This is a genomic window from Alteromonas sp. C1M14, assembly GCF_018860965.1.
GTDB lineage: Bacteria > Pseudomonadota > Gammaproteobacteria > Enterobacterales > Alteromonadaceae > Alteromonas.
This window is the reverse complement of sequence record NZ_JAHKQF010000018.1, coordinates 1-20778: the sequence shown is the minus strand read 5'-3', so window position 1 is coordinate 20778 and position 20778 is coordinate 1. Positions and strand designations below refer to the sequence as shown.

The window sequence follows — 20778 nt, the reverse complement described above, 5'->3', positions numbered from 1 at the left end:
GCGCAACATCCGGTTCGAAACCACTGCCTGAAAAGGTTGAACAATTGACACCTCATTTTAAGAAATGTGTCTTTGTGACTCTTGCTTACGTTAAGTGTAGATAAACAGTGCTTTTTTCGCGATTTTTTTATCGTAAAAAAGAGCTAACTCCGCTTAATCTAACAACTGGTCAACCAATGCTACTACACTATTGGTTGTAATCCGAGACATCAATTTCTTCCCTTTAGCTCTGCTCCCCCAAGGTAGCTTTTCCCACCCTTTGCCTTTTTGCTCTTCAATACACTCATCGTATACTGAGGCCACGTGTGCAAGGCTGTTATAAGGGCCTGTGCGGCGTGGATTAGAATGCGTATATAAACCAATAACCGGCGTGCCGACAGTGGTAGCCATATGTGCAGGCCCGGTATCAGGGGCGATAACCAAACTAGCATTACGCAAAATCGCCAGCATTTCATGCAGGGTGGTTTGCCCAACAAGGTTTTCATTAATGTTGCCGGTATAAGATAAAATAGCCGTAGCTAGCGATTTATCCATATTCGCGGGCCCGCCACACAAAATAACCGCGACATTTTTAGACCGAAGATAATCTGCCACTTCGGCATAACGCTCTGGTAACCAATTACGTTCTTCTTTGCTGGCAGCAGGGCTAATCACAGCATAACGCCCAAGTCGTTTGGCTAATTCATTGGCCTTTTCTTCTGCTTCTGCGGGCACAGGAATATGCCATTGAGGCGGCTGTTGTGCCGGCACGCCAAGGGCATCGCCAAAATCCATAAAGCCATCAAGTACATGGGCGTGTTTGTGGGGAGCCACCCGTTTATTGGCAAATAGCCAATGCAATTCTTTACTGCGCGCCCAGTCAAAACCAATTCGTTCTTTTGCTTTAATCACCCGGGAGGCGAGATTTGCCCGCAGCGCCACCTGCATCATCAGTAAGGCATCAAAATGCTCGTCTTTTACCGCTTCTTGTAATTGACGTATCGCGGCTTTTCCCTGCTTTTTATCAAACACGATAAAGCGTACATCCGGCAAGGTTTTCATTAATTGATACTCGACCTTACCTATAATCCAAGTAAGCTGTGCATCGGGCCAATGTGTTTTTATCCGATGGACTAACGCTGCTGCATGACAACAATCACCAATGGCAGACAACCTCATCAAACAAATCTTTTTCTTCAAGGAATCACCTCTAAGGCTGAAAACTATGAAATTTTCATTACAATGGACAATTTACCACATTAACGATGTAGCATGACGATAAAACAGATTTCCATGGGCAACGGCCATCATGTCATGATGGATAGCGACGCATATCCAAATTTGACCCTTGATTGGTTTGATCCTGCCTATTGGGAAAGTCAGAATGCGGTGACCGGACAAGCAAAAGGCAGAGGCACGACCCTGTTTGTTAAAGCCAATAATGATACATTGGTTTTGCGTCATTATCAGCGGGGAGGGCTACCTGGCAAAGTATTATCTGATCAATATTTATTTGCTGGGCTAGAAAAAACCCGCCCGTTTAGGGAATTTCGCTTGTTAAAAGCAATGCGGCAACGGGATCTACTTGTTCCCCAACCCATTGCCGTACATGTAAAACGCCAAGGCTGCGTGTATCGGGGCGACTTAATCACCGCCATGATCCCCAATAGCGAGGATCTCCATGCTGTGTTATGCCGTCAGCCCTTGTCATCGAATCAATGGTACGCCGTAGGCAATGCCGTTGCGCAAATGCACGACGCTGGGGTTTATCACCACGACCTGAATGTTAGAAATGTCATGGTGGATAAAGCACAAAAGGTATGGATTATCGATTTTGATCGCTGTGGTTTTAGACAGGGTGATAAATGGAAAAGTGATAACATTGCCCGCTTTTTACGCTCATTAGAGAAAGAAAAAGCCAAGCATGAACAATTTTTCTGGCAGAAAGCCCATTGGGACTCTTTCTTACAAGGTCTCAAAGGGGCATGATGAACAGCGATTTAAATACTGGCTATGGCCAATACGGAACCCATGAGTAAGCCTATGACTATGCACACAAGAGCAATTTATCCCGGCACCTTTGATCCCATTACCAATGGGCATGCCGATCTCATTGAACGTGCCTCACAAATGTTCTCTCATGTGATCGTCGCCATTGCGGCCAACCCCAGTAAAAAACCCCTCTTTACGTTAGCAGAGCGGGTAGAAATGATCACGGAGGTGACCCGAAAGTTGCCCAATGTGGAAGTGCAAGGCTTTACCGGTTTATTGGCAGCATTTGCCGATGAAATTGATGCCACCATATTAATTCGTGGGCTGCGGGCAGTGTCAGATTTCGAGTATGAATTTCAACTCGCGAATATGAACCGGCGGTTAAATCCAAAGTTGGAAAGCGTGTTTTTAACCCCCTCAGAAGAAAACTCTTTTATTTCATCCACCCTGGTGAAAGAGGTTGCTCTGCATAATGGTAAGGTCAGTGAATTTTGTCACCCTGTGGTAGAACAAGCCCTTATCGAACGGTTACGCAACAAAGATCCAAAAGCGTAATTTAACGTTGGCATGAAGGGCAATAAAACGTATTTCGTTGCCCTATAACCACACTTTTAATTGGCGTGTCACATTGCAAGCACTCATCGCCAGCACGACCATACACTTGTAATTGTTGGGCAAAGTAGCCTGGATTACCGTCGCTTTGAGCGAAATCTTTTAACGTTGTCCCACCTTGTTCAATGGCCTTGGCTAGCACGGCTTTTATGGCTTGGGTAAGGACCTCAAGCCGCTTTACACTAACTCGTCCGGCAGCGCGACGGGGGTCAATACCCGCTAAAAATAACGCCTCATTGGCGTAGATATTCCCCACACCCACCACCACAGCGTTATCCATAATAAACGACTTAATCGGTGACTTTCTTCCTTTTGCTAAGGCCACTAAATGGTCAGAATTAAAGGCCTCGGTTAAGGGTTCTGGCCCTAGCTTGGTCAGTAACGGTAAAGTATCGCCAACCGGTTGCCATAAACACGCCCCAAAACGACGAGGATCGTTAAAGCGCAAACACTTACCTGATGCCAGCACGATATCAATATGATCGTGCTTCGCCACGGGATAATTAGCGTCGATTACCCGCAGCTTACCAGACATACCTAAATGCATGACAATACTGCCAAGGTCAGTTTCTATCAGTAGATATTTTGCCCGCCGATGAATCTGTTTAATAACCTGACCAGAGGCCAATTGCACCTCTTGTGGCACCGGCCAGCGCAACCGCTTATCTCTGACAATAACACGGGTAATGGTTTGGTCTTTAAGCCAGGGTGTGATCCCTAAGCGGCTTACCTCAACTTCAGGTAATTCAGGCATACGTTCTCTCTTAGTTAATGTTCCACGGCAGCAACTGGGTCAAAGTGGTATTAGCCAGCGTAAACCACTGGTCGTTGTGGCGTACATACGTTGCCTCTGGCTGAGGATAAAAGGCGAACACTTGTCCATCAGATTGCCCGGCTAACCACACCACCACGATCAATGGCTCCTCAGAGAAGCCCTGAGCCATTGTTGTACTTTCTAACACTGCCTGTTGCCAAGCCCTTAGTTGTGCTTGTGGCGTCGCCTTGATGTCGCCTGACGACGCCACCTGCTGCCAGCTCTGTCCTTGGCGAACGAGTTGGTTTTGGCCTTGCTCAATTTTCAGAATATAGGCATCAGTAGGCACAAGAGGCACGATGGCCTGACTGGCTTGTTGAGGTAGAAATTGATCAATATTGAATAGCGCAATCATAATTAACATGGCAAAGATAACCACGTTATTCATTGCCCGCTGGGAAATTCTGGCCATAGGGTATGGTTTTTAGTTCAATTCAATGAGTACGCTCAAGAGTAACGCAGATATTACCCGAACACCAAACGCAAAAAACCCAGCCAAAGCTGGGTTTTCATGGAGACAAAAGCAAGTTTTATTACTTGATTTTTGCCTCTTTGAACATAACGTGCTTACGTACAACGGGATCAAACTTTTTGATTTCCATTTTACCAGGCATGTTACGTTTGTTTTTATCTGTGGTGTAGAAAAAGCCAGTACCTGCAGAAGAAACTAATTTAATTTTATCACGCATTGTTAGGCTTCCTTAGATTTTCTCACCACGGGCACGCATATCAGTTAATACTGATTCGATACCCTTTTTGTCGATAATACGCATGCCTTTAGCAGACAAACGCAGTTTAACGAAACGGTTTTCGCTCTCAACCCAAAAACGGTGAGATTGAAGGTTCGGCAAAAAGCGACGACGAGTCGCATTGCGCGCGTGCGAACGGTTGTTACCTACCGCTGGACGCTTACCAGTAACTTGGCATACTCTTGACATTGTATTTGTCTCCAGAACTACAAAACTGTCGCGCCAATCGATCCCACCTAATAAGTCTTCTGGGTCAGTTGACGATATAACGATAAATAAGAGGGCGCATTTTATACAGCAAAACGAAGCATAATTCAACAAAAAAGGCCAAAAACCTTTATTGAAACCACTTTTTTTGCTTTACCCGCTATATCTCTAGGTACTCAGGCAACCTACTATGCCTGCACTGAGCACAATTGGGGGCGCATAATAGCACCTAAAAACGATCCTGTAACGATCTGATCGCAGATCTTTCATAAAACTTGTCGATCAGTCGTAAAAAGAGGATCGAGTATTAGTAAAATCAAACAACCGGATTGGGCGATTTAACATTTGACCACCGTCTCGGGAAATTGGTACCCAAGGGAAGGTTCCCCGTCCTTTTGATGGTGTTAAAGTAAACAAATCTAAAGGCACGGAAATATAGAAACCTTTGGTAAAGCTACCTTCACCATAGTCTGCTGACGACGCATCGGTGAATGCCGCGTAGGCGCCAACCACAATGCCGCTGTCAAAGCGTTTCGCAAAGTCGATGTTAACCCCTTTGTCTTTTGCCAAAAACTGCCCAGCACTTATCGTAAGCAAGGTATCTGGCAAAAATTCAGGTTCCCAGTAAACACTGGCAAAGCCGGTAATGACGTCATAATCAAAGAAGTCTGTTTGACTGTCATAGTCACGCTGTTTGGCATAGTTAATATCTACCCCAAAGGCAATATTGCTATCCACAGGACGCCACAATGCTTCACCACCTACACCCCCATACATGGTTTCCAGATAACCACCGTAAACTTGTACGAACCAGTCGTTGTCCAACTGTTCATTCCACTGTAAGAAGGCGCTATCTAACCAGACATCATTGCTTACGTATTCACGCACATAGGTACGTACCCGCGGTAACGTAGAGTCTGCCTGATCGATGGTGTAGTTAAACTTATCAAAGTTGTCGAACAAGGTGGTACGGATGGTAGAAATGGCCGACCAGTTCTCATCAAAGGCATAACCACCACTAAACAGAAGCCCGCCTTGATAGAGATAGAAATCTTCTGCACTACCAAACGTCTGGGTATAGAAGAAATCCGTTGAATAGAAGAATCCACTGGTTTTAGCGGGATCGTATGCCGCTAACACATCGCTATCTGGTGCTTGGCGTGTATACGTATCGGTAATATCCGCTTCAATATCTTCATACTTTGCAGCGACTTTAAAGCGTTTGGCGTCGATGACGGTATCCACAATGGGTAACCTACCGGCGTTTTCCACAATATGGTATGACGCAACGGAATCGGGCAGCTCTGCCGCCGCAATTCGGCCAATACGCTGAGTCGCTTCGTCCTTGTCTCGGTACGCAATTTGGTTACCGTAGAAGATGGCTCTGTCTTCGGTAATATCTGCATCCGATAAGATAAATCCTGAATCATAGGCCAAGGCGCGATAAAGCTGCTTTTTGTCCATTTTAACGAGGCTTTCAGGTGGCGCTACATTGGTGATATCCCTTGGCGGCTTATCAATTTTAACCTGCTTGTAGGTATTCATATTAAAGCGATAGCTCACACCAAAACCAAACGTATTCCCCCGCTGGTAATTCATGGAAAAGTCGAAGCCTTTCCATTTATAAACAGCGCCGATATTCCAGCGAGAATCTTGCTCTAATTCGCCGGCCCGATCTTGGGAATAATCATTACCTTCAAATTCCAGCTTTAAGCTTAAAGGCTCCCAAGGCGTTTGATACTCCAATCCACCAAACACCGCCATTGACCCTTTGAAAAACTGCTCGTAATCAATTTTTCCGCCTTCGCCAGAATACCCGGTAGGACGCTCACAATAACTGTCTTTAATTTTACACAGAGGATTGGTGAAATCGTCTGAGGTACCCAAGTACCCCCAGCCAAGTCCAAGGTGAAGATCAAAAGGACCATACGCTTTAGATGCGGTGACATATTCACTTTCAAAAAAGCCCGTGCCCCCAAAATCGCGAAAACCAAGCGACACCTCAGGCAAATAGTAACTTTCTTTCCAAAGCCTAAACTTCACGTCTAACCCTTTGTCTTTAAGGGTTTGATCGCCGCTAAAGGATTCGACGTCACTGTACAATTGAGTACGCACGTCGGTATACCTAGCCGTGGCTTGCATCCAATCGAAGAGTTGTAAATTCACCGACCAGAATCGATATTCTTCATTGTCGGTATAATTAATATAAAGATCTCCCGCCTTGCCCATACGGGAGGTAGGAGTTTGAATAAGGCCCGTTCCGCCCTGAACCATTTGAGAAGGCGTAACAGACAAGGTTACCGGTTCTTCACTGCGGGCGGTTTGACTGAAAATGGCGGCGGCCACCGCCAGTGCGCAACGGCTGCGCGATACATTCAACAACTTCATGGTAACACCCTGTGAACCGCTAACTCGGCTATCTTTCTGTTTAGTTCATCCACATCCGGTGACAATAGCCAGCTAAAAAGTGGCACATAAATTTGACTGCCCGGCATAACCTGAGAAAAAGACTTACCCCAATACGCAATGTTTTGCTTACTCACTTCACCCCGCGGTGAAATAACATAGACGTAATCAGGATCAGCGTCAGCGCGACGTTCAATACCCTTTGCATACTCAAAAGGTGCCATCGTATTTTGATACTCGTAAGCGCCTGGGGTATTCACCAAACCACTTACCCACACCTCTTGGGGTCGTCCGCGCAAAGACAAGATATAATTACCTGGCTGTAACATGGGGTTTTTAGAGGCATCTAAACGCGCAGCATCAAAATGAATATCCACCGGCAGCCGCTTCGCCAGCTTCCAGCTAGCAATTTGTCGGCCCAATGCACTTAATGCCATGGCTTTTTCATCGGTAGGCTTAAGCGCATAGGCCAAAGCATCAATATCTTGAAGAATTGCTTGTCTTTGGGCTTCCACGGCCTCGGTTTGGGTACTGTAAATCGCACAAGCAGGCCAATACCATTGACCATTCTTACCCACCGTATGTAACACTAACGATAAGCGAACGGGATTAATATAACGATACTGCTGGCCATTTACCGTCACGTTCACTGAAGCCTGTACAGACGACATGGTGGCCAGCAAACAGCAAAAAATCAAAGCACGTTTTATCATTGTGCCACCTCGTCAATTAAGCGCTGCGCCCGACTTAGAAAAACCATCTTAAGAGGTTCGCCAACTGGCGAAACCTGCTGTTCAGACTGCAATAATTCACCGTTTTCTTTGCTAAACCAAAAACGGTTTGTCCACTGTCTGTGAATATCAATATAAGGTGTAACTTGAGGATACGTCACCGATTCCTCCACCATATAAACGGCAAAATCATGATCTAAAATGTTTATTGTGGCATCTCCCATACGCTGCCACTGCGTTTCAATATCAAGCCCATACCCATAGTGTTCAATGTCGGTGGTGTATGTCCAACTAACTGGGCTAATTACACTGTCGGCCAGAGGGTTCGTCCCTTGCCCCTGATGATACACACTGTCGTTTTCAAAGCCGTAAGTGTGAGTGATTAACCCATAATGCATGGTTAATATAGCGTGATCCGCAGAGACCCACTTGTAGGCATTATCTTCAATAAATGCCAGTGCCATGATTACCTGAGCTCGCTCTCCGTGAGTTACCCCAAGTAAATCAGCACGACTTTGCCTGATCTGCTCTGCAGATACGGTGTTGTCCGTTTGGGTAAACGCCAATTTAAGGGTGTCATAATAAGCTTTGTTGGTACTTGAACAGCTGAACATCAGCAAGCACGTAACAAGCATGAAAAAGGTGCGTCGAAAATTACTTATTAGCATCATACGATTTTTGAAATGAGATCACCGGAAGGAGCCATAGAAATAAAAAAGCCGCTCCATAGAGGGGCGGCTTTCAGAATACTGCAAGTTATTACTGTACAGTAGGTAAATAAGTATATGTCACAGTAATAGGAGTAGTAACAGTAATGGTATTAGTACCAGAAACCGTAACTGTATCTGTCACTGTGGTAGTAGTACCGACACAGACGCCGTCTACCAATCCATCATCACCATCACAGCTTGCTTCATCAGAATCATCAACAACAGATGAACCACGGTTGTTACTTACTACTGCAGCCAGTACGCCGATACCAACGACGCCTGTTGCAACGGCGCCGGCAGTTAAACCACCAACAGCTGATGACCCAGAAGCTTCTCCGCCAGATACATCTTGTGCAACTGCACCAAATGCCATAGTGGCACCGATGACTAATGAAATTAATGACTGTTTCATAATTGTCCTTTCTATAAAATCCACCGACGCACTATCCTAAAGCATTTGTCAGAATGAGACTACTCTCTAGGCATAATTAGGTCGTAAAATGAATACGTTTCACATGCTCATCACATGGATCGCCGACGATCTATTTTCAAGGATCGCTTCGGTAGTATAGCAAGGTTGATAATTACATCAATCCTTTCTGTGCTAAAGATACTACTCCGGCATCCCCTACAATAAAATGATCGAGCACGCTGACATCAATTAATGCCAACGCTTGGGAAACGTCCTTGGTCAGCCGAATGTCAGCATCACTAGGTTCTGGTACGCCAGAGGGATGATTATGGACCAAAATAACCGCGGCTGCATTATCGTCAATAACCTGCCTGACAATTTCTCTAGGATACACAGCAGCGGCATTAATTGTGCCTGAAAACAGCAACCTAAAGGCAATAAGGTGATGCTGACTGTTTAAACATAATAACCCAAAGTGCTCTTTTTTCTCGTGCCGTAATGTGGTCAGCAAAAACGTTTTTACCTCACTGACCTGCTGAAACACCGGTTGGCGCTTTAACGGACTTTCGAGCACTCGCTTGGCAATCTCCCATACCACCGTAATCTGGGCATATCGGTTCTCGCCTAAACCGGGCATGTCGCACAGTTGCGCTTGGGTACCATGAATAATATTGCGTAAGGAACCAAACCGGTCGATAAGTGTATTGGCTAACATAAGCGCCCCTTGGCCTCCGGCACTATTGCCAAACAACACCGCTAGTACCTCGGCATCGGATAAGCTTTGCGGGCCTTTTGTCAGTAGTTTTTCCCGTGGCCGTTCAGATAAAGGCCAACATTGTAATTCGGTCATAGCGTCTCCCTTCACATTGCCCACAGAGTACAAACATCACATTCTTGTCTCTACTGGCTTGATTACCAGATCGACTGTTGGCGCTATCGGTGAACTCAAACATCTGGTAGTCTTACTATTATCAAACTGCTCAAATACTAGCCTATGCAATTGTTCAATAAAAAGATTCTGTTGGGTGTAACAGGTGGGATCGCGGCCTATAAAACACCTGATTTAGTACGCAAATTAAAAGCTCAAGGGGCTGATGTTCGGGTGGTATTAACCCATGGCGCGGCAGAATTCGTAAGCCCGTTATCTCTACAGGCCGTATCCGGCAATGTGGTGCACAGTAAACTATTAGATGAGCAAGCTGAAGCTGGCATGGGCCATATTGAACTGGCTAAATGGGCAGATATACTGCTGATTGCACCAGCATCGGCTCATTGTATGGCTAAATTAGCCAATGGTTTAGCAGACGACTTATTATCAACCTTGTATCTAGCCACCACCGCCAAGGTCTTTTTAGCGCCGGCAATGAACCAGCAAATGTGGCGCGCTCCGGCAACTCAGAATAACCTTAACCGTCTACAACACCACGGCATACACTTTATTGGTCCTGCTGAAGGCGAACAAGCCTGCGGTGATACCGGTCCAGGCAGAATGTCAGAACCCGAAGACATTGTGCTTGCGCTAATTAATCAGGTGCCTGTTGGGAAGTTAACCGGCAATAAGGTAGTCATTACTGCAGGTCCTACCCGAGAAGCCATCGACCCGGTACGATATTTATCAAATCATAGCTCAGGTAAAATGGGTTATGCTGTAGCTCAAGCGGCTCATCAAGCAGGAGCCAAGGTAGTGATTGTTTCTGGACCGGTTTCTTTATCGCCCCCTCCCGGCGTAACTTGCCGTTACGTCAATACTGCTGCAGAAATGCTTAGCGCAGTGATGGAAGAGATAACAGATGCTGATATCTTTATTGCCGCAGCTGCCGTGGCCGATTACAGGGTGGCAGAAGTGGCACCAAACAAAATAAAGAAATCCAATGATGAGTTAACACTTACTTTTGTTAAGAACCCTGATATTCTAAAAAACGTTGCCGCTTTACCCCAAGGACCATTTACTGTTGGTTTTGCCGCAGAAAGCCAAGATGTAGAAACCTATGCCCGGGCAAAGTTAACAAACAAAAAACTCGATATGATTGCGGCTAATGATATAACCCAAGAAGGGTTGGGCTTTAACAGTGAAGAGAATGCCCTTCATGTTATTTGGCGCAATGGCGACACGCACCTGCCACCAGATAGCAAGGTTAATATCGCTAGGTCACTAATTACATTAATAACAGAACAGTACAATAAACTGTCAACATAATGGTTATGGTGTCGATAACCTTCTTATTGAGATAAAAACCGTACACCGGCCACTTTAATATGGAATGGGGTAACTTCTTATACCCTGAAACGGAGGAATTACTCGCGTTATGCCTGCAGTTAAAAAAACAAATCGCCGTGCGCAAATATTACAAGCGCTGGCTGGCATGCTGGAATCTCACCAGGGCCAAAGAATAACAACAGCTAAACTCGCAGAAACAGTGGGAGTATCAGAAGCAGCACTTTACCGGCATTTTCCTAGTAAAGCCCGCATGTTTGAAGGCCTGATAGAATTCATTGAAGAAACGTTGTTTTCCCGTATTAATAAAATTCTGAACGAAGAAAAAGATGCTGCCGCTCGATGCCAGCTGATTTTGCACCTTTTATTGGGCTTTGCAGAAAAAAATCCGGGGATTACCCGAATTTTAAATGGCGATGCCTTAATGGGCGAGCAAGACCGACTACGGGCACGGATAGCCAAACTGTTCGAACGTCTTGAAACCCAGCTTAAGCAAATATTGCGAGAGCGAAAGCTACGTGAAGGGAAATCTCTTGCTGCCGAGGAAGGGGTAATTGCAAACCTGATGGTTTGCTATGTTGATGGGCGAATTAACCAGTTTATTCGCAGCGGCTTTACCCGCAAACCCACTGAGCAATTCAACGAACAGTGGCACCTACTTAAACAGGTTTTTATCTAACCTTACAACCTGAACAAATATTAAAGGTAAGGGCTAAGCCCTTACCTTTTTCATATCTAAAACCTACTGCCCAAAGGTGTTACCAAAAAAGTCTCCCTCATTCCATTTCGGGGCTTTCTCTTGCGTGGCCAACGTATATCCAATTTCAGCATTTACCTCCGTAAAGGTTTTCGCCGCATCCCAGTTAAATGGCTGGCTCGTATCATCACTAGGCTTGTGATAATGGGTCGCTAAAAACTGACCAAATGCTTTGCCTCCGTCGATATTCGGGTCTTTTGAGGTCAACCCCGGCACCATAAACACTGCAGGAATTCCCTGTTTTACAAAAGCATAATGATCAGAACGGGTAAATAAAGCCTGCTGGGGCCAGGGATCAGGACTTAGGGTAATACCCGCGTTGCCTGCTGCCTTTTCCACCGAGGCTTTCATGTCACTGTGGCTGGCCCCAAAGGCAATCACATCCGCAAAGGGATAAGTCAGAATAGGCATATCCAAATTCACGTTCGCCACCATAGATTTTAGCGGTACGGTGGGATTACGAGCGAAATAATCGGCCCCAAGTAGTCCTTTTTCTTCTCCGGTAACAGAAACAAACAATACAGAGCGTTTCGGTTTTTCCGCTAACCCACTAAATAACCTCGCTGTTTCCAACATCACCGCCGTGCCCGATGCGTTATCCATGGCCCCATTATTAATGTTGTCTTTTTTCACTGTTTTGGCAAAACCAATGTGGTCAGAATGAGCAGAAAACACCACATATTCATTTTTTAAAACCGGATCTGTGCCTTCAATCATACCTACCACGTTAGGGCTGGATATTTGCGAGTGCAAACTCTGCTTTGACATTTCCACCGTGCCGGGAAGATCAAACCCCTCGGGCACTTTATCTTCTTCTAGCAAGTGATAAATACTTTCAAGAGATTGAGGCGCATGGGCAAATAACGTCTCTGCCGCAGGGCGACTAAGGTAAGCAGAGTTCTTAATTTGGGCAAACGTATTTGCCGGTTCGCCGTTGCTATCTAACCATGCCATACGGGGAGTATGAATGTAATTGAGTAAGCTTTGATAAGGCCTGACTTTTTCTCGAATGGGCGTTGAAAGGGTAATGACACCGATAGCGCCACGTTCAGCTGCATATTTGTTTTTCTGGTAACCGGAAGCCAAATGGGCCCCTTCTTCGCTAGGAAACGACAAGGGTTTACCAGACAAAATCACCACAACTTTGCCAGATACATCCAAATTTTTATAATCATTATGGTTTAGCTCGTCGGCGACGATACCGTAGCCAGCAAAGACCATTTCCCCCTTAAGCGATGACGTCGTCGCCAAGAGATCTGGGCTGGTAATATAGTCTTTGGGGTAATCTAACGTAACCGTATCATCACCAAACTGGAAAGCCAATTTGGGCGAATCCTGTATCAAGCTAGCTTTTCGAAATGGTACCTGCTGGAAATATCCCTCGGTTCCCATCGGCGTTAAACCATATTTAGCAAATTCTGTAGCGATATACAGCGTTGCAATATCATGGCCCCGAGACCCCGTATCTCGCCCTTCAAGTAAATCATCTGCCAGAAAAAACAGATGGGACTTAATACGATTCGTATCCGGGGAAAACTGACTAGAGGTTGTCACCTCGCTTTGGGCAAAAGCCTTTAATGTCATAACAGCCAACAAGCTGCAAAATATCATTTTTCTTATCATAACTATCTTCGTTAGGTGTATAAATCCTAGGCATGTTACCCCAGGCATTCATTTAAGCAAGGTGTATGACATCAGCCTTGATAGTTACTTAGTTTGCGCTAGGCTAATGGTAATCACTACCTACTTTTTTATTATGCCCAGAAGCGCTCAGTACGATATAGATAATATACTGCAACAGGCTGTGGAGATTTTTCTCGAACACAGCTTTCATGGTGCTGTCATGGATGAAATTATCTCCCGTACTGCATTTAATCGCAGGGGGTTCTATTTAGAGTTTGGTTCTAAACAGCAATTTTTGTATAAGGTGCTGAACTATTACCAACAAAATGAACTGCTGCCCATCGTTAGTGAGCTGGAAAACCACCAAGGCATTGTTGCCATCAACACCTTCTTTTTACGTTACATCCCCCTCGTCTATAGCCGAGGATGTTTATTGATTAACTGTGTCTGTGAACTCGGTAAACAAGACGATGTTGTCCGCGAAATGGGTCGGCATTATCTTGATCGCCTACAACTGGATTTTATTGGCTGCCTAGAAAAAGCCCGCTTAGCCAATGAAATAAAAGCCGATGTCAATATTGAGTCGGCGGCACTGCAGCTTACCAGCTATGTTCAGGGTTTTGCCGTTAATGGTATCCTTGCCGAAAGCTCAGAAGAAATGATTATCGCCACAGAAGCCCTACTCACCCCATTGCAGGTTTGACAGAAAACCGTAAAATCAGCCCCCTAAACTAGGTATCAACAGGTGATTTCATGAGTAGTAATGAACCCCTTTATCGTATTCAGTTTGTCAGTAACGGCGAGCGTTATGAGCTTTATGTACGTGAAGTCAGTCAAGGTAGTTTGTTTGGCTTCGTAGAAATCGGTGAGTTTGTTTGGGATACCCACACCAGCTTGGTGTTAGATCCCAGTCACGAAAAATTAAAAGATGAGTTTGCAGATGTAGAACGCACTTATGTGCCCATGCACAATGTGTTGCGCATCGATGCGGTGAAAAAACAAGGTAGTGCAAAGATTACTAAATTGTCCGATAAGGTCACGGCTTTACCAAGCCCGATATATACGCCGAAAAAAGATTAATGTTCAAAAGTAAGTAACCACTTACTTTATTTTTACTCCCTATTTAAACTACACCTTCCTACATTAATATGAAGTTCGAGGGGCTACCTGGCCCCTTACTCTCGTTGTTATTCAAACAGAAGACCATTGAAGGTGAGATAAATTTGCCTATAATACTGTATATACATACAGGTAAAATATTATGGCAAAATCACTGACTTTGATTGAGCAACATCCCGCTGTCTGGCGGGGAAACCAATCCCCTAGCTTATTGGCTAAGCGCGTTCCTACGTGCATAGCCGACTTAGACACGGCGCTATCTGGCGGCTTTCCTGAGTGGGGAGTTATCCGTATTCGTGCCCGTCAAGGCACTGGCGAACTGTCTTTTTTAAAACACTTGGTAGGGCAAAAGCCTGCAGACAAACTCATTACCTTTATTAACGCCCCTGGGCATATTCTTGCTCCGTGGTTAAAAAACTTAGGGGTTGAGCCTATACACTGCTGGCTAATCGATACCACAGACGAATTCAGTAAATGGAGCGCAGAAGAAAGTATCCGTTCAGGTGCCTGCCACTGTGTTTTTTTATGGGTTAATAACCTTTCACCGAAACAAGCTCGCCGTCTTCAGGTGGCCACCGAACAGCATCATTGCCAGGTAATTATTTACGAAGCCCTGTCCTGCTCCAGACGCGCTTTACCCATTCCCTTAGATCTCTCCTTGTATGCCACCGAAGAAGGCCTGAAGGTCGATATTCATAAACAACAAGGCGGATGGGCTAAGGACGACATCTACTTTTCCTTTTCTTACACCCCTAATAATCAAAAACTGCACGATATGATGGGACGCTATGGCTCTTCTGTCACTGCGGCTTCCACACTCAGGGGTTAATTAACATGCTGTGGTTGCACCTACATTTCTATCAATTGTCTCTTGAGCACTGTGCCCAAGCAATAAACAGTGAAGATCCTTGGGTGGTTTACCAAGCATCTTCAAACGAAATTAAACAATTGAACCATTCGGCAAAAAAGGCCGGCATAGAAATAGGTATGGGGCTGGCCGAAGCGGCGGCTCTCACCACTCCGTTACGTATTACTGACTACTGTGAACAAACAGAACGCCAACTGCTTAATTATCTCGCTTGCAGCTTGTATCAATGTGCCGCAGAAATAGCCCTTATTCCTCCCCATTCTTTGACCATTAGAATCGATACCCTGACACGGTATTACGGAGGAGTAAATAACGTGTGGTTTGCCCTTAAGTCGTTATTGAGCCAACTAGAACATCAGTATCATTTTGCCTCGGCTTGGACACCTGAGGCTGCTGAAGCGTTGGCGCGGGCACAAACCAATAGGTTTTTTACACAACAAGCGGATATTAAAAAAGCACTTTATAGCTTACCTTTAAGCCGTTTGCTTTTATCTAGTAAACAACATCACTCTCTGGCCCGTTCGGGGGTCAAACACGTCGGCCAACTTTTCGAATTACCCGGTACAGAATTAGGGAAACGCTTCGACAATAAACTGTTGCAATACTTGTATGCCTGTCGAGGAGAAACCTATCCTCAACGTCTTTTTTATCATCCGCCAGAACAATTCGATGAACACATCACGGTGCCCTTCGAAATAGAAAACACCCAGCATTTGTTGCCTTACATGACTAAAGTCATAGAGCGGATGGGGACATTTCTACGTTTACGTAATAAAGCCACGCAAGCTGTTGAGTTAACCTTGCATTATCGTGAAGCCGAGGCCACCGAACTGACAATACGAAAAGCCACGTTATATTTTTCTGATGACGAATGGCTACAACTAATCACCCTTAAATTGTCCACACTCATTTTGTCTGCCCCTGTTATATCCTTTCAGGTTACTGCCCTAGGCTTGCAGGAAGTCGGTGGTCAAGACAACGATTTTTTCCACAACCGGCGACACATTTTTGCCCGCCAGCAACTAGCAGGAAAGCTGGCAGCCCGACTAGGTGAAAGCAGTATCAACACCCCTAAGTGGCCTTATGATCATCGCATGCAGCCTGATAGCAAAACCATGACTCACCTAACCCGCTATTACAGCGACTTACCCGGAGTCGTATTAAAGCAGCCAGCCCCCTTAAGTGGCACACCGAAAATTGAGTTCGGCCCTGTTCGGGTTGAAACTGCATGGTGGAGTGATGAAAAACATAAAAGGGACTATTACATAGCAAAAAATCAACATGGCCAGCGCATGCAAATTTTTAGGGAAGATAACCGCTGGTTCATTAATGGGTGGTATGTGTAAATGGCCTTTGCCGAGCTGGTTTGCCAAAGCAACTTTAGTTTTTTAAAGGGGGCATCTAGCCCTGAGGAATTAGTCACCACCGCGGCTTTTCTTAACTACCGAGCTATCGCAATAACCGATGAATGCTCGGTAGCGGGCATCGTAAGAGCATACAGTGAAATAAAACGCCATAATCTACCCATTAACCTGATTGTCGGTAGTTACTTTTCCCTCGACACCTCATTTCAGTGCGTACTTTTATGCCCAACAAAACAAGCTTACGCAGAATTATGTCGTATTATCACCAATGCCAGAAGGCGCAGCCCTAAAGGCGAATACCATCTTGCAGAGTGGGATTTAAAATCCATCAAGCACTGCTTCATTATTTGGCTGCCTCAAAATCAAAACAACCAAACTCAACATTGGGGAAAATGGTTATTTACCTATCATAAAGACAGAACCTGGATTGCCGCCCCGCGTTATCTTGATAGTTGGGACAACGAACACTTTGCGCTGGTCGATAACTTACATACAGAGTATGGCTTTCCAATAATCGCCAGCTCCCATGTTCTTTTTCATCACCCAGACAGGCTGCCCCTACAGCATGTATTGCATGCGATAAAAGAAAATACCACCGTAGAAAGTTTAGGCACTAAAGCCCTAGCAAACGGGGAAAGAACATTAAGAAATATCAGTAAACTAGAAAAGCTTTTTCCCCATCAATGGATCACTAATAGCCTAACACTGGCGAACCAGTGCCACTTTACCTTAGATGAACTGCGCTATCAGTATCCAGCAGAAGTGGTACCCAACTCGATGACTCCCATAAACTATTTACGCGAATGTGTTGAAAAAGGCATTCTTAAACGCTTCCCCACAGGGATCAGTAACAACATTCGCGGGATCATTGAAAAAGAAATGAAGCTGATTGAAGCCCAAGGGTATGAATATTTCTTTCTCACCATTTATGACATTGTCCAATATGCGAAACAAAAGCACATTCTTTACCAAGGTAGAGGCTCTGCGGCTAATTCTGTGGTGTGTTATTGCTTGGAAATTACCGCCGTAGATCCAAGACAGATCAACGTACTATTCGAACGTTTTATTTCAAAAGAACGTAATGAACCGCCGGACATTGATGTAGATTTTGAACATAGTCGTCGAGAAGAAATTATTCAGTACATCTATGAAAAATATGGACGGGAACGAACGGCCTTGGCCGCCACCGTGATCACCTTCCGCTTTAAAAGCGCCTTTAGAGAAGTTGGCAAGGCCTTGGGTCTAGCCGAATCCCAGCTTAGCTATACACTAAAAAACATTAATCGGCGGGATAAAACCGTTCCTTGGAAAGCCCAACTAGCAGCTTGTGGCATGGATGTGACGTCAAAAAAAATACGTCAACTCATTGCCCTAGTGGATGATATTTTAGGCTTTCCTCGTCATCTTTCACAGCATGTAGGCGGCTTTGTGATCTCTTCTGGCCCCTTGTACGAATTGGTGCCCGTGGAAAACGCCGCGATGGACGAGCGTACCGTGATCCAATGGGACAAGGACGATTTAGAAACCCTGGGTTTATTAAAAGTAGATATTCTTGCCCTTGGCATGCTTTCAGCCATAAGAAAGACCTTTGATTTGCTAAATCAGCAATTCGATATACCGGTGTCTATTCCGTTTATTACCGCCTTAGGTGACGATCCTCAAGTTTACGACATGATATGTCGTGCCGATACTGTGGGTGTATTTCAAATTGAATCTCGCGCACAAATGACCATGCTACCTCGCCTAAAGCCACGTTGTTATTACGATCTGGTTGTTCAAATCGCCATCGTCAGACCCGGGCCAATACAAGGAGAAATGGTTCACCCTTATTTATTAAGACGACACGGAAAAGAAGCGATCAGTTACCCTTCACAGGCTGTACGCGATGTCTTGTCCCGAACCATGGGAGTACCGATCTTTCAAGAACAAGTAATTCAACTCGCCATGGTTGCCGCTGGCTTTTCCGGGGGAGAAGCAGACGAACTACGCCGCGCCATGGCTAACTGGAAGAAAAACGGACGTATATTCGAATTTAAAGAAAAGCTGATCAATGGAATGACAAGAAAAGGCTATGAAAACCGCTTCGCCGAACAATTGTTTGAACAGATAAAAGGTTTTGGTGGCTATGGTTTCCCTGAATCCCACTCCGCCTCTTTTGCCGTGCTGACTTATGTTTCTTGCTGGTTAAAATATTATTTTCCTGTGGAGTTCTTTGTTGCCTTACTTAATAGCTTGCCTATGGGCTTTTATACTCCCAGCCAATTGATTCAAGACGCAAAGCGCCACAATATAACCATCTTACCGGTATGCATCAATCACTCTGACTATGATCATAGTTTGGTTTATGACCAAGGTAAAAAAGCCATACGTTTAGGCTTTCGTATTGTAAATGGGTTATCCCTAGCAGCAGCAACCTCACTCGTAAAGCACCGCCCAGAGGAAGGTTATCAATCGATACAGGAAGTGCGCCAGACCTATCATCACCAACGAGATATGTCAGCCTTAGCCAGTGCCGATGCGTTTTCGTCTATTGCTGGAAACCGTTATCAAACGCGCTGGGCAATGATGGATAGTCAGGCTTCACTTCCCCTATTTAACACCAATGATGAGCAACTTACCCTAGACGTTGCGCCAAATGAGAAAGACACCCTAATAGAGGATTATGCCTCAACCTCATTGTCGTTACGCACCCATCCTATTGGGTTATTGCTTAAACATAAAAATTTGTCTACGTACACGTTTGCTGAAAATTTGCAGCACAAAAACAATAAGTCAGTGGTACATGTTTTAGGGTGCGTCACCGGCAGACAAGCACCAGGTACAGCATCTGGTGCAACATTTTTTACCTTAGAAGATCATACAGGCAATATGAATGTGGTGGTGTGGCAAGCCACGGCTCGCCATCAGCAGCAAGCCTATCTTAAATCACATATTCTACAGGTGGATGGGATCCTTGAACGCTCGCCGGAAGGTGTTACACATATTATTGCGGGAAAACTGACAGACAGAAGCCAATGGTTAGCGGATTTGGCTGTAAGTTCACGAGATTTCCATTGAAGTTGTTTACTATTTACACTGCTATTGTTTATTATCTAAACATAATACTAATAACATTGAAATCGAATGAATACGGTTATCAGATTACTAACCCTTTCCTACTTACTGATGATGGCCAATCTGGGTAGAGCAGAAACCTTTATCATTGGTGCTCAAGATATCCATTACTACCCCCATTACGATTTTACCTCACAACGAGATAAAGGATTAGCATGGGCAATACTGCAAGCCTTTGCGAAACACTCTGGACATGAGTTTATTTACCATGCCATGCCCATAGTACGTTTACAGCGTGAACTAAAAAAAGGAAGTATAGATTTTGTCTACCCAGATAATCCCGCTTGGTATAACCCTGTCACTGCTGCCAAAGATAAGTATTTTTCGTTACCCATTGTAGAAGCTTTCGGCGGTACCGTTGTACAGAAAAGTCATTTGGGACTGGGGATGGATCAAATAAAATATTTAGGGATCCCTAAAGGGTTCACCCCAGTAAACTGGCAGCAACGTATTGAAGAAAAGCAAATACACGTCGTACATGAAAACAATATAAAAAACTTACTTTTTTATGCGCAAACAGGGAAAGTTCAGGCCGTGAACTTAGAGTTCCACGTGATGCATTATTACGCTAGCAGGGTACCTGAACTAACAAACCTAACGTTAGATTTATCACTCCCTCACAATAATGTAGGCTTTATGCTTTCCACCATAAACCATCCCGCATTATTGCAGCAATTCAACGGCTTTTTGCAAAACCACCAAGCGCTTATCGAAAAGATAAAACAACAATACGACATTAAGTCCCGTTGTGAGGTGATAGCCTACCTGTCTAATACTGATAAATGCTAAACAAACAGATTACTTTCGATGGCCTAAAAGCCGTACTGAGGCCTTTGATAATTAAATTGCCTGTGTTTTTTTATCGTGCCCCAAACGCAAAAAAGGCCACTCGCATGAGTGGCCTTTTTCTTGAATTGGGAGCCTGGCGGTGTGCTACTCTCACATGGGGAAACCCCACACTACCATCGCCGCTAATGCGTTTCACTACTGAGTTCGGAATGGGATCAGGTGGTACCACATCGCTATTGCCGCCAGGCAAAAAACTTTGTTTAACAATTTCGGAAAGCTTGATATCAATGTCAATCAGAGTAACTACTACTCTAACT

At 44.9% G+C, this 20778-nt stretch carries 21 protein-coding genes and 1 rRNA gene; 10 read left to right on the top strand and 12 right to left on the bottom strand.

Going from position 1 to position 20778, the window contains the following annotated elements; genetic code table 11:
- Positions 1–153: 153 nt before the first annotated feature.
- Positions 154–1179, bottom strand: coding sequence for a glycosyltransferase family 9 protein (locus KO501_RS16555; RefSeq protein ID WP_252728531.1), 1026 nt, complete (start codon positions 1177–1179; stop codon positions 154–156).
- Positions 1180–1251: 72 nt separating this feature from the next.
- On the opposite strand from KO501_RS16555, the gene KO501_RS16550 reads away from it, so the two are divergent.
- Positions 1252–1968, top strand: coding sequence for a 3-deoxy-D-manno-octulosonic acid kinase (locus KO501_RS16550; protein ID WP_216030805.1), 717 nt, complete (start codon positions 1252–1254; stop codon positions 1966–1968).
- A gap of 60 nt (positions 1969–2028) precedes the next feature.
- Positions 2029–2526: a pantetheine-phosphate adenylyltransferase gene (gene coaD, locus KO501_RS16545; protein ID WP_216031117.1), complete on the top strand. Its 498-nt coding sequence runs from the start codon at positions 2029–2031 to the stop codon at positions 2524–2526.
- Between the two features lies 1 nt (position 2527).
- Here the strand turns inward: coaD and mutM are convergent, their stop codons facing one another.
- The 9 genes from mutM to radC all read right to left on the bottom strand — a co-directional run bounded on the left by mutM (position 2528) and on the right by radC (position 9462).
- Positions 2528–3337, bottom strand: a complete 810-nt coding sequence (mutM, locus tag KO501_RS16540; RefSeq protein WP_216030804.1) for a bifunctional DNA-formamidopyrimidine glycosylase/DNA-(apurinic or apyrimidinic site) lyase — start codon at positions 3335–3337, stop codon at positions 2528–2530.
- Between the two features lie 10 nt (positions 3338–3347).
- A complete protein-coding gene (locus tag KO501_RS16535) occupies positions 3348–3809 on the bottom strand; it encodes a hypothetical protein (protein ID WP_252728530.1) in 462 nt (153 codons plus the stop codon).
- Positions 3810–3930: 121 nt separating this feature from the next.
- A complete protein-coding gene (gene rpmG / locus KO501_RS16530) occupies positions 3931–4086 on the bottom strand; it encodes a 50S ribosomal protein L33 (RefSeq protein ID WP_013786148.1) in 156 nt (51 codons plus the stop codon).
- Positions 4087–4098: 12 nt separating this feature from the next.
- Positions 4099–4335 carry a 50S ribosomal protein L28 gene (gene rpmB / locus KO501_RS16525; RefSeq protein WP_216030803.1) on the bottom strand — a complete coding sequence of 79 codons (237 nt, stop codon included), beginning with the start codon at positions 4333–4335 and terminating at the stop codon, positions 4099–4101.
- A 300-nt stretch (positions 4336–4635) separates the two neighbouring features.
- Positions 4636–6627, bottom strand: coding sequence for a YjbH domain-containing protein (locus KO501_RS16520; protein WP_216031115.1), 1992 nt, complete (start codon positions 6625–6627; stop codon positions 4636–4638).
- Between the two features lie 110 nt (positions 6628–6737).
- Complete coding sequence (locus tag KO501_RS16515; RefSeq protein WP_216030802.1) at positions 6738–7472, bottom strand: capsule biosynthesis GfcC family protein; 735 nt, start codon at positions 7470–7472, stop codon at positions 6738–6740.
- Positions 7469–8104, bottom strand: coding sequence for a YjbF family lipoprotein (locus KO501_RS16510; RefSeq protein WP_216030801.1), 636 nt, complete (start codon positions 8102–8104; stop codon positions 7469–7471). Before KO501_RS16510 ends, KO501_RS16515 begins: the two co-directional genes overlap by 4 nt.
- 145 nt (positions 8105–8249) lie before the next feature.
- Positions 8250–8612 (bottom strand): hypothetical protein, encoded by a 363-nt coding sequence (locus tag KO501_RS16505; protein ID WP_216030800.1) that lies wholly within the window; start codon positions 8610–8612, stop codon positions 8250–8252.
- Positions 8613–8784: 172 nt separating this feature from the next.
- Positions 8785–9462: a DNA repair protein RadC gene (gene radC / locus KO501_RS16500; protein ID WP_216030799.1), complete on the bottom strand. Its 678-nt coding sequence runs from the start codon at positions 9460–9462 to the stop codon at positions 8785–8787.
- Positions 9463–9606: 144 nt separating this feature from the next.
- Here radC and coaBC point away from each other — a divergent pair, with 144 nt between their 5' ends.
- Complete coding sequence (gene coaBC, locus KO501_RS16495) at positions 9607–10809, top strand: bifunctional phosphopantothenoylcysteine decarboxylase/phosphopantothenate--cysteine ligase CoaBC (protein WP_216030798.1); 1203 nt, start codon at positions 9607–9609, stop codon at positions 10807–10809.
- Positions 10810–10918: 109 nt separating this feature from the next.
- Complete coding sequence (slmA, locus tag KO501_RS16490; RefSeq protein ID WP_216030797.1) at positions 10919–11506, top strand: nucleoid occlusion factor SlmA; 588 nt, start codon at positions 10919–10921, stop codon at positions 11504–11506.
- Positions 11507–11569: 63 nt separating this feature from the next.
- Here the strand turns inward: slmA and KO501_RS16485 are convergent, their stop codons facing one another.
- Entirely contained in the window at positions 11570–13207 is a 1638-nt protein-coding gene (locus KO501_RS16485; protein WP_216030796.1) for a M28 family metallopeptidase, read from the bottom strand.
- A gap of 106 nt (positions 13208–13313) precedes the next feature.
- On the opposite strand from KO501_RS16485, the gene KO501_RS16480 reads away from it, so the two are divergent.
- From KO501_RS16480 to KO501_RS16455, 6 genes are all read left to right on the top strand, one after another.
- Positions 13314–13910 (top strand): TetR family transcriptional regulator, encoded by a 597-nt coding sequence (locus tag KO501_RS16480; RefSeq protein WP_252728529.1) that lies wholly within the window; start codon positions 13314–13316, stop codon positions 13908–13910.
- Between the two features lie 50 nt (positions 13911–13960).
- A complete protein-coding gene (locus KO501_RS16475; RefSeq protein ID WP_216030795.1) occupies positions 13961–14287 on the top strand; it encodes a DUF1820 family protein in 327 nt (108 codons plus the stop codon).
- Between the two features lie 181 nt (positions 14288–14468).
- Positions 14469–15155: a hypothetical protein gene (locus KO501_RS16470; RefSeq protein WP_216030794.1), complete on the top strand. Its 687-nt coding sequence runs from the start codon at positions 14469–14471 to the stop codon at positions 15153–15155.
- A 5-nt stretch (positions 15156–15160) separates the two neighbouring features.
- Complete coding sequence (locus tag KO501_RS16465; protein ID WP_216030793.1) at positions 15161–16540, top strand: DNA polymerase Y family protein; 1380 nt, start codon at positions 15161–15163, stop codon at positions 16538–16540.
- Complete coding sequence (locus tag KO501_RS16460; protein ID WP_216030792.1) at positions 16541–19615, top strand: error-prone DNA polymerase; 3075 nt, start codon at positions 16541–16543, stop codon at positions 19613–19615.
- A gap of 66 nt (positions 19616–19681) precedes the next feature.
- Positions 19682–20461 carry a transporter substrate-binding domain-containing protein gene (locus KO501_RS16455; RefSeq protein WP_216030791.1) on the top strand — a complete coding sequence of 260 codons (780 nt, stop codon included), beginning with the start codon at positions 19682–19684 and terminating at the stop codon, positions 20459–20461.
- A gap of 131 nt (positions 20462–20592) precedes the next feature.
- Here KO501_RS16455 and rrf read toward each other — a convergent pair.
- A 5S ribosomal RNA gene (rrf, locus tag KO501_RS16450) occupies positions 20593–20708 on the bottom strand.
- Between the last annotated feature and the right edge of the window lie 70 nt (positions 20709–20778).

Coding starts and splice junctions, on each gene's coding strand:
- KO501_RS16550 (WP_216030805.1), top strand. CDS start 1,252: ATGACGATAAAACAGATTTCCATGGGCAACGGCCATCATGTCATGATG.
- coaD (WP_216031117.1), top strand. CDS start 2,029: ATGCACACAAGAGCAATTTATCCCGGCACCTTTGATCCCATTACCAAT.
- mutM (WP_216030804.1), bottom strand. CDS start 3,337: ATGCCTGAATTACCTGAAGTTGAGGTAAGCCGCTTAGGGATCACACCC.
- KO501_RS16535 (WP_252728530.1), bottom strand. CDS start 3,809: ATGGCCAGAATTTCCCAGCGGGCAATGAATAACGTGGTTATCTTTGCC.
- rpmG (WP_013786148.1), bottom strand. CDS start 4,086: ATGCGTGATAAAATTAAATTAGTTTCTTCTGCAGGTACTGGCTTTTTC.
- rpmB (WP_216030803.1), bottom strand. CDS start 4,335: ATGTCAAGAGTATGCCAAGTTACTGGTAAGCGTCCAGCGGTAGGTAAC.
- KO501_RS16520 (WP_216031115.1), bottom strand. CDS start 6,627: ATGGTTCAGGGCGGAACGGGCCTTATTCAAACTCCTACCTCCCGTATG.
- KO501_RS16515 (WP_216030802.1), bottom strand. CDS start 7,472: ATGATAAAACGTGCTTTGATTTTTTGCTGTTTGCTGGCCACCATGTCG.
- KO501_RS16510 (WP_216030801.1), bottom strand. CDS start 8,104: ATGTTCAGCTGTTCAAGTACCAACAAAGCTTATTATGACACCCTTAAA.
- KO501_RS16505 (WP_216030800.1), bottom strand. CDS start 8,612: ATGAAACAGTCATTAATTTCATTAGTCATCGGTGCCACTATGGCATTT.
- radC (WP_216030799.1), bottom strand. CDS start 9,462: ATGACCGAATTACAATGTTGGCCTTTATCTGAACGGCCACGGGAAAAA.
- coaBC (WP_216030798.1), top strand. CDS start 9,607: ATGCAATTGTTCAATAAAAAGATTCTGTTGGGTGTAACAGGTGGGATC.
- slmA (WP_216030797.1), top strand. CDS start 10,919: ATGCCTGCAGTTAAAAAAACAAATCGCCGTGCGCAAATATTACAAGCG.
- KO501_RS16485 (WP_216030796.1), bottom strand. CDS start 13,207: ATGATAAGAAAAATGATATTTTGCAGCTTGTTGGCTGTTATGACATTA.
- KO501_RS16480 (WP_252728529.1), top strand. CDS start 13,314: ATGGTAATCACTACCTACTTTTTTATTATGCCCAGAAGCGCTCAGTAC.
- KO501_RS16475 (WP_216030795.1), top strand. CDS start 13,961: ATGAGTAGTAATGAACCCCTTTATCGTATTCAGTTTGTCAGTAACGGC.
- KO501_RS16470 (WP_216030794.1), top strand. CDS start 14,469: ATGGCAAAATCACTGACTTTGATTGAGCAACATCCCGCTGTCTGGCGG.
- KO501_RS16465 (WP_216030793.1), top strand. CDS start 15,161: ATGCTGTGGTTGCACCTACATTTCTATCAATTGTCTCTTGAGCACTGT.
- KO501_RS16460 (WP_216030792.1), top strand. CDS start 16,541: ATGGCCTTTGCCGAGCTGGTTTGCCAAAGCAACTTTAGTTTTTTAAAG.
- KO501_RS16455 (WP_216030791.1), top strand. CDS start 19,682: ATGAATACGGTTATCAGATTACTAACCCTTTCCTACTTACTGATGATG.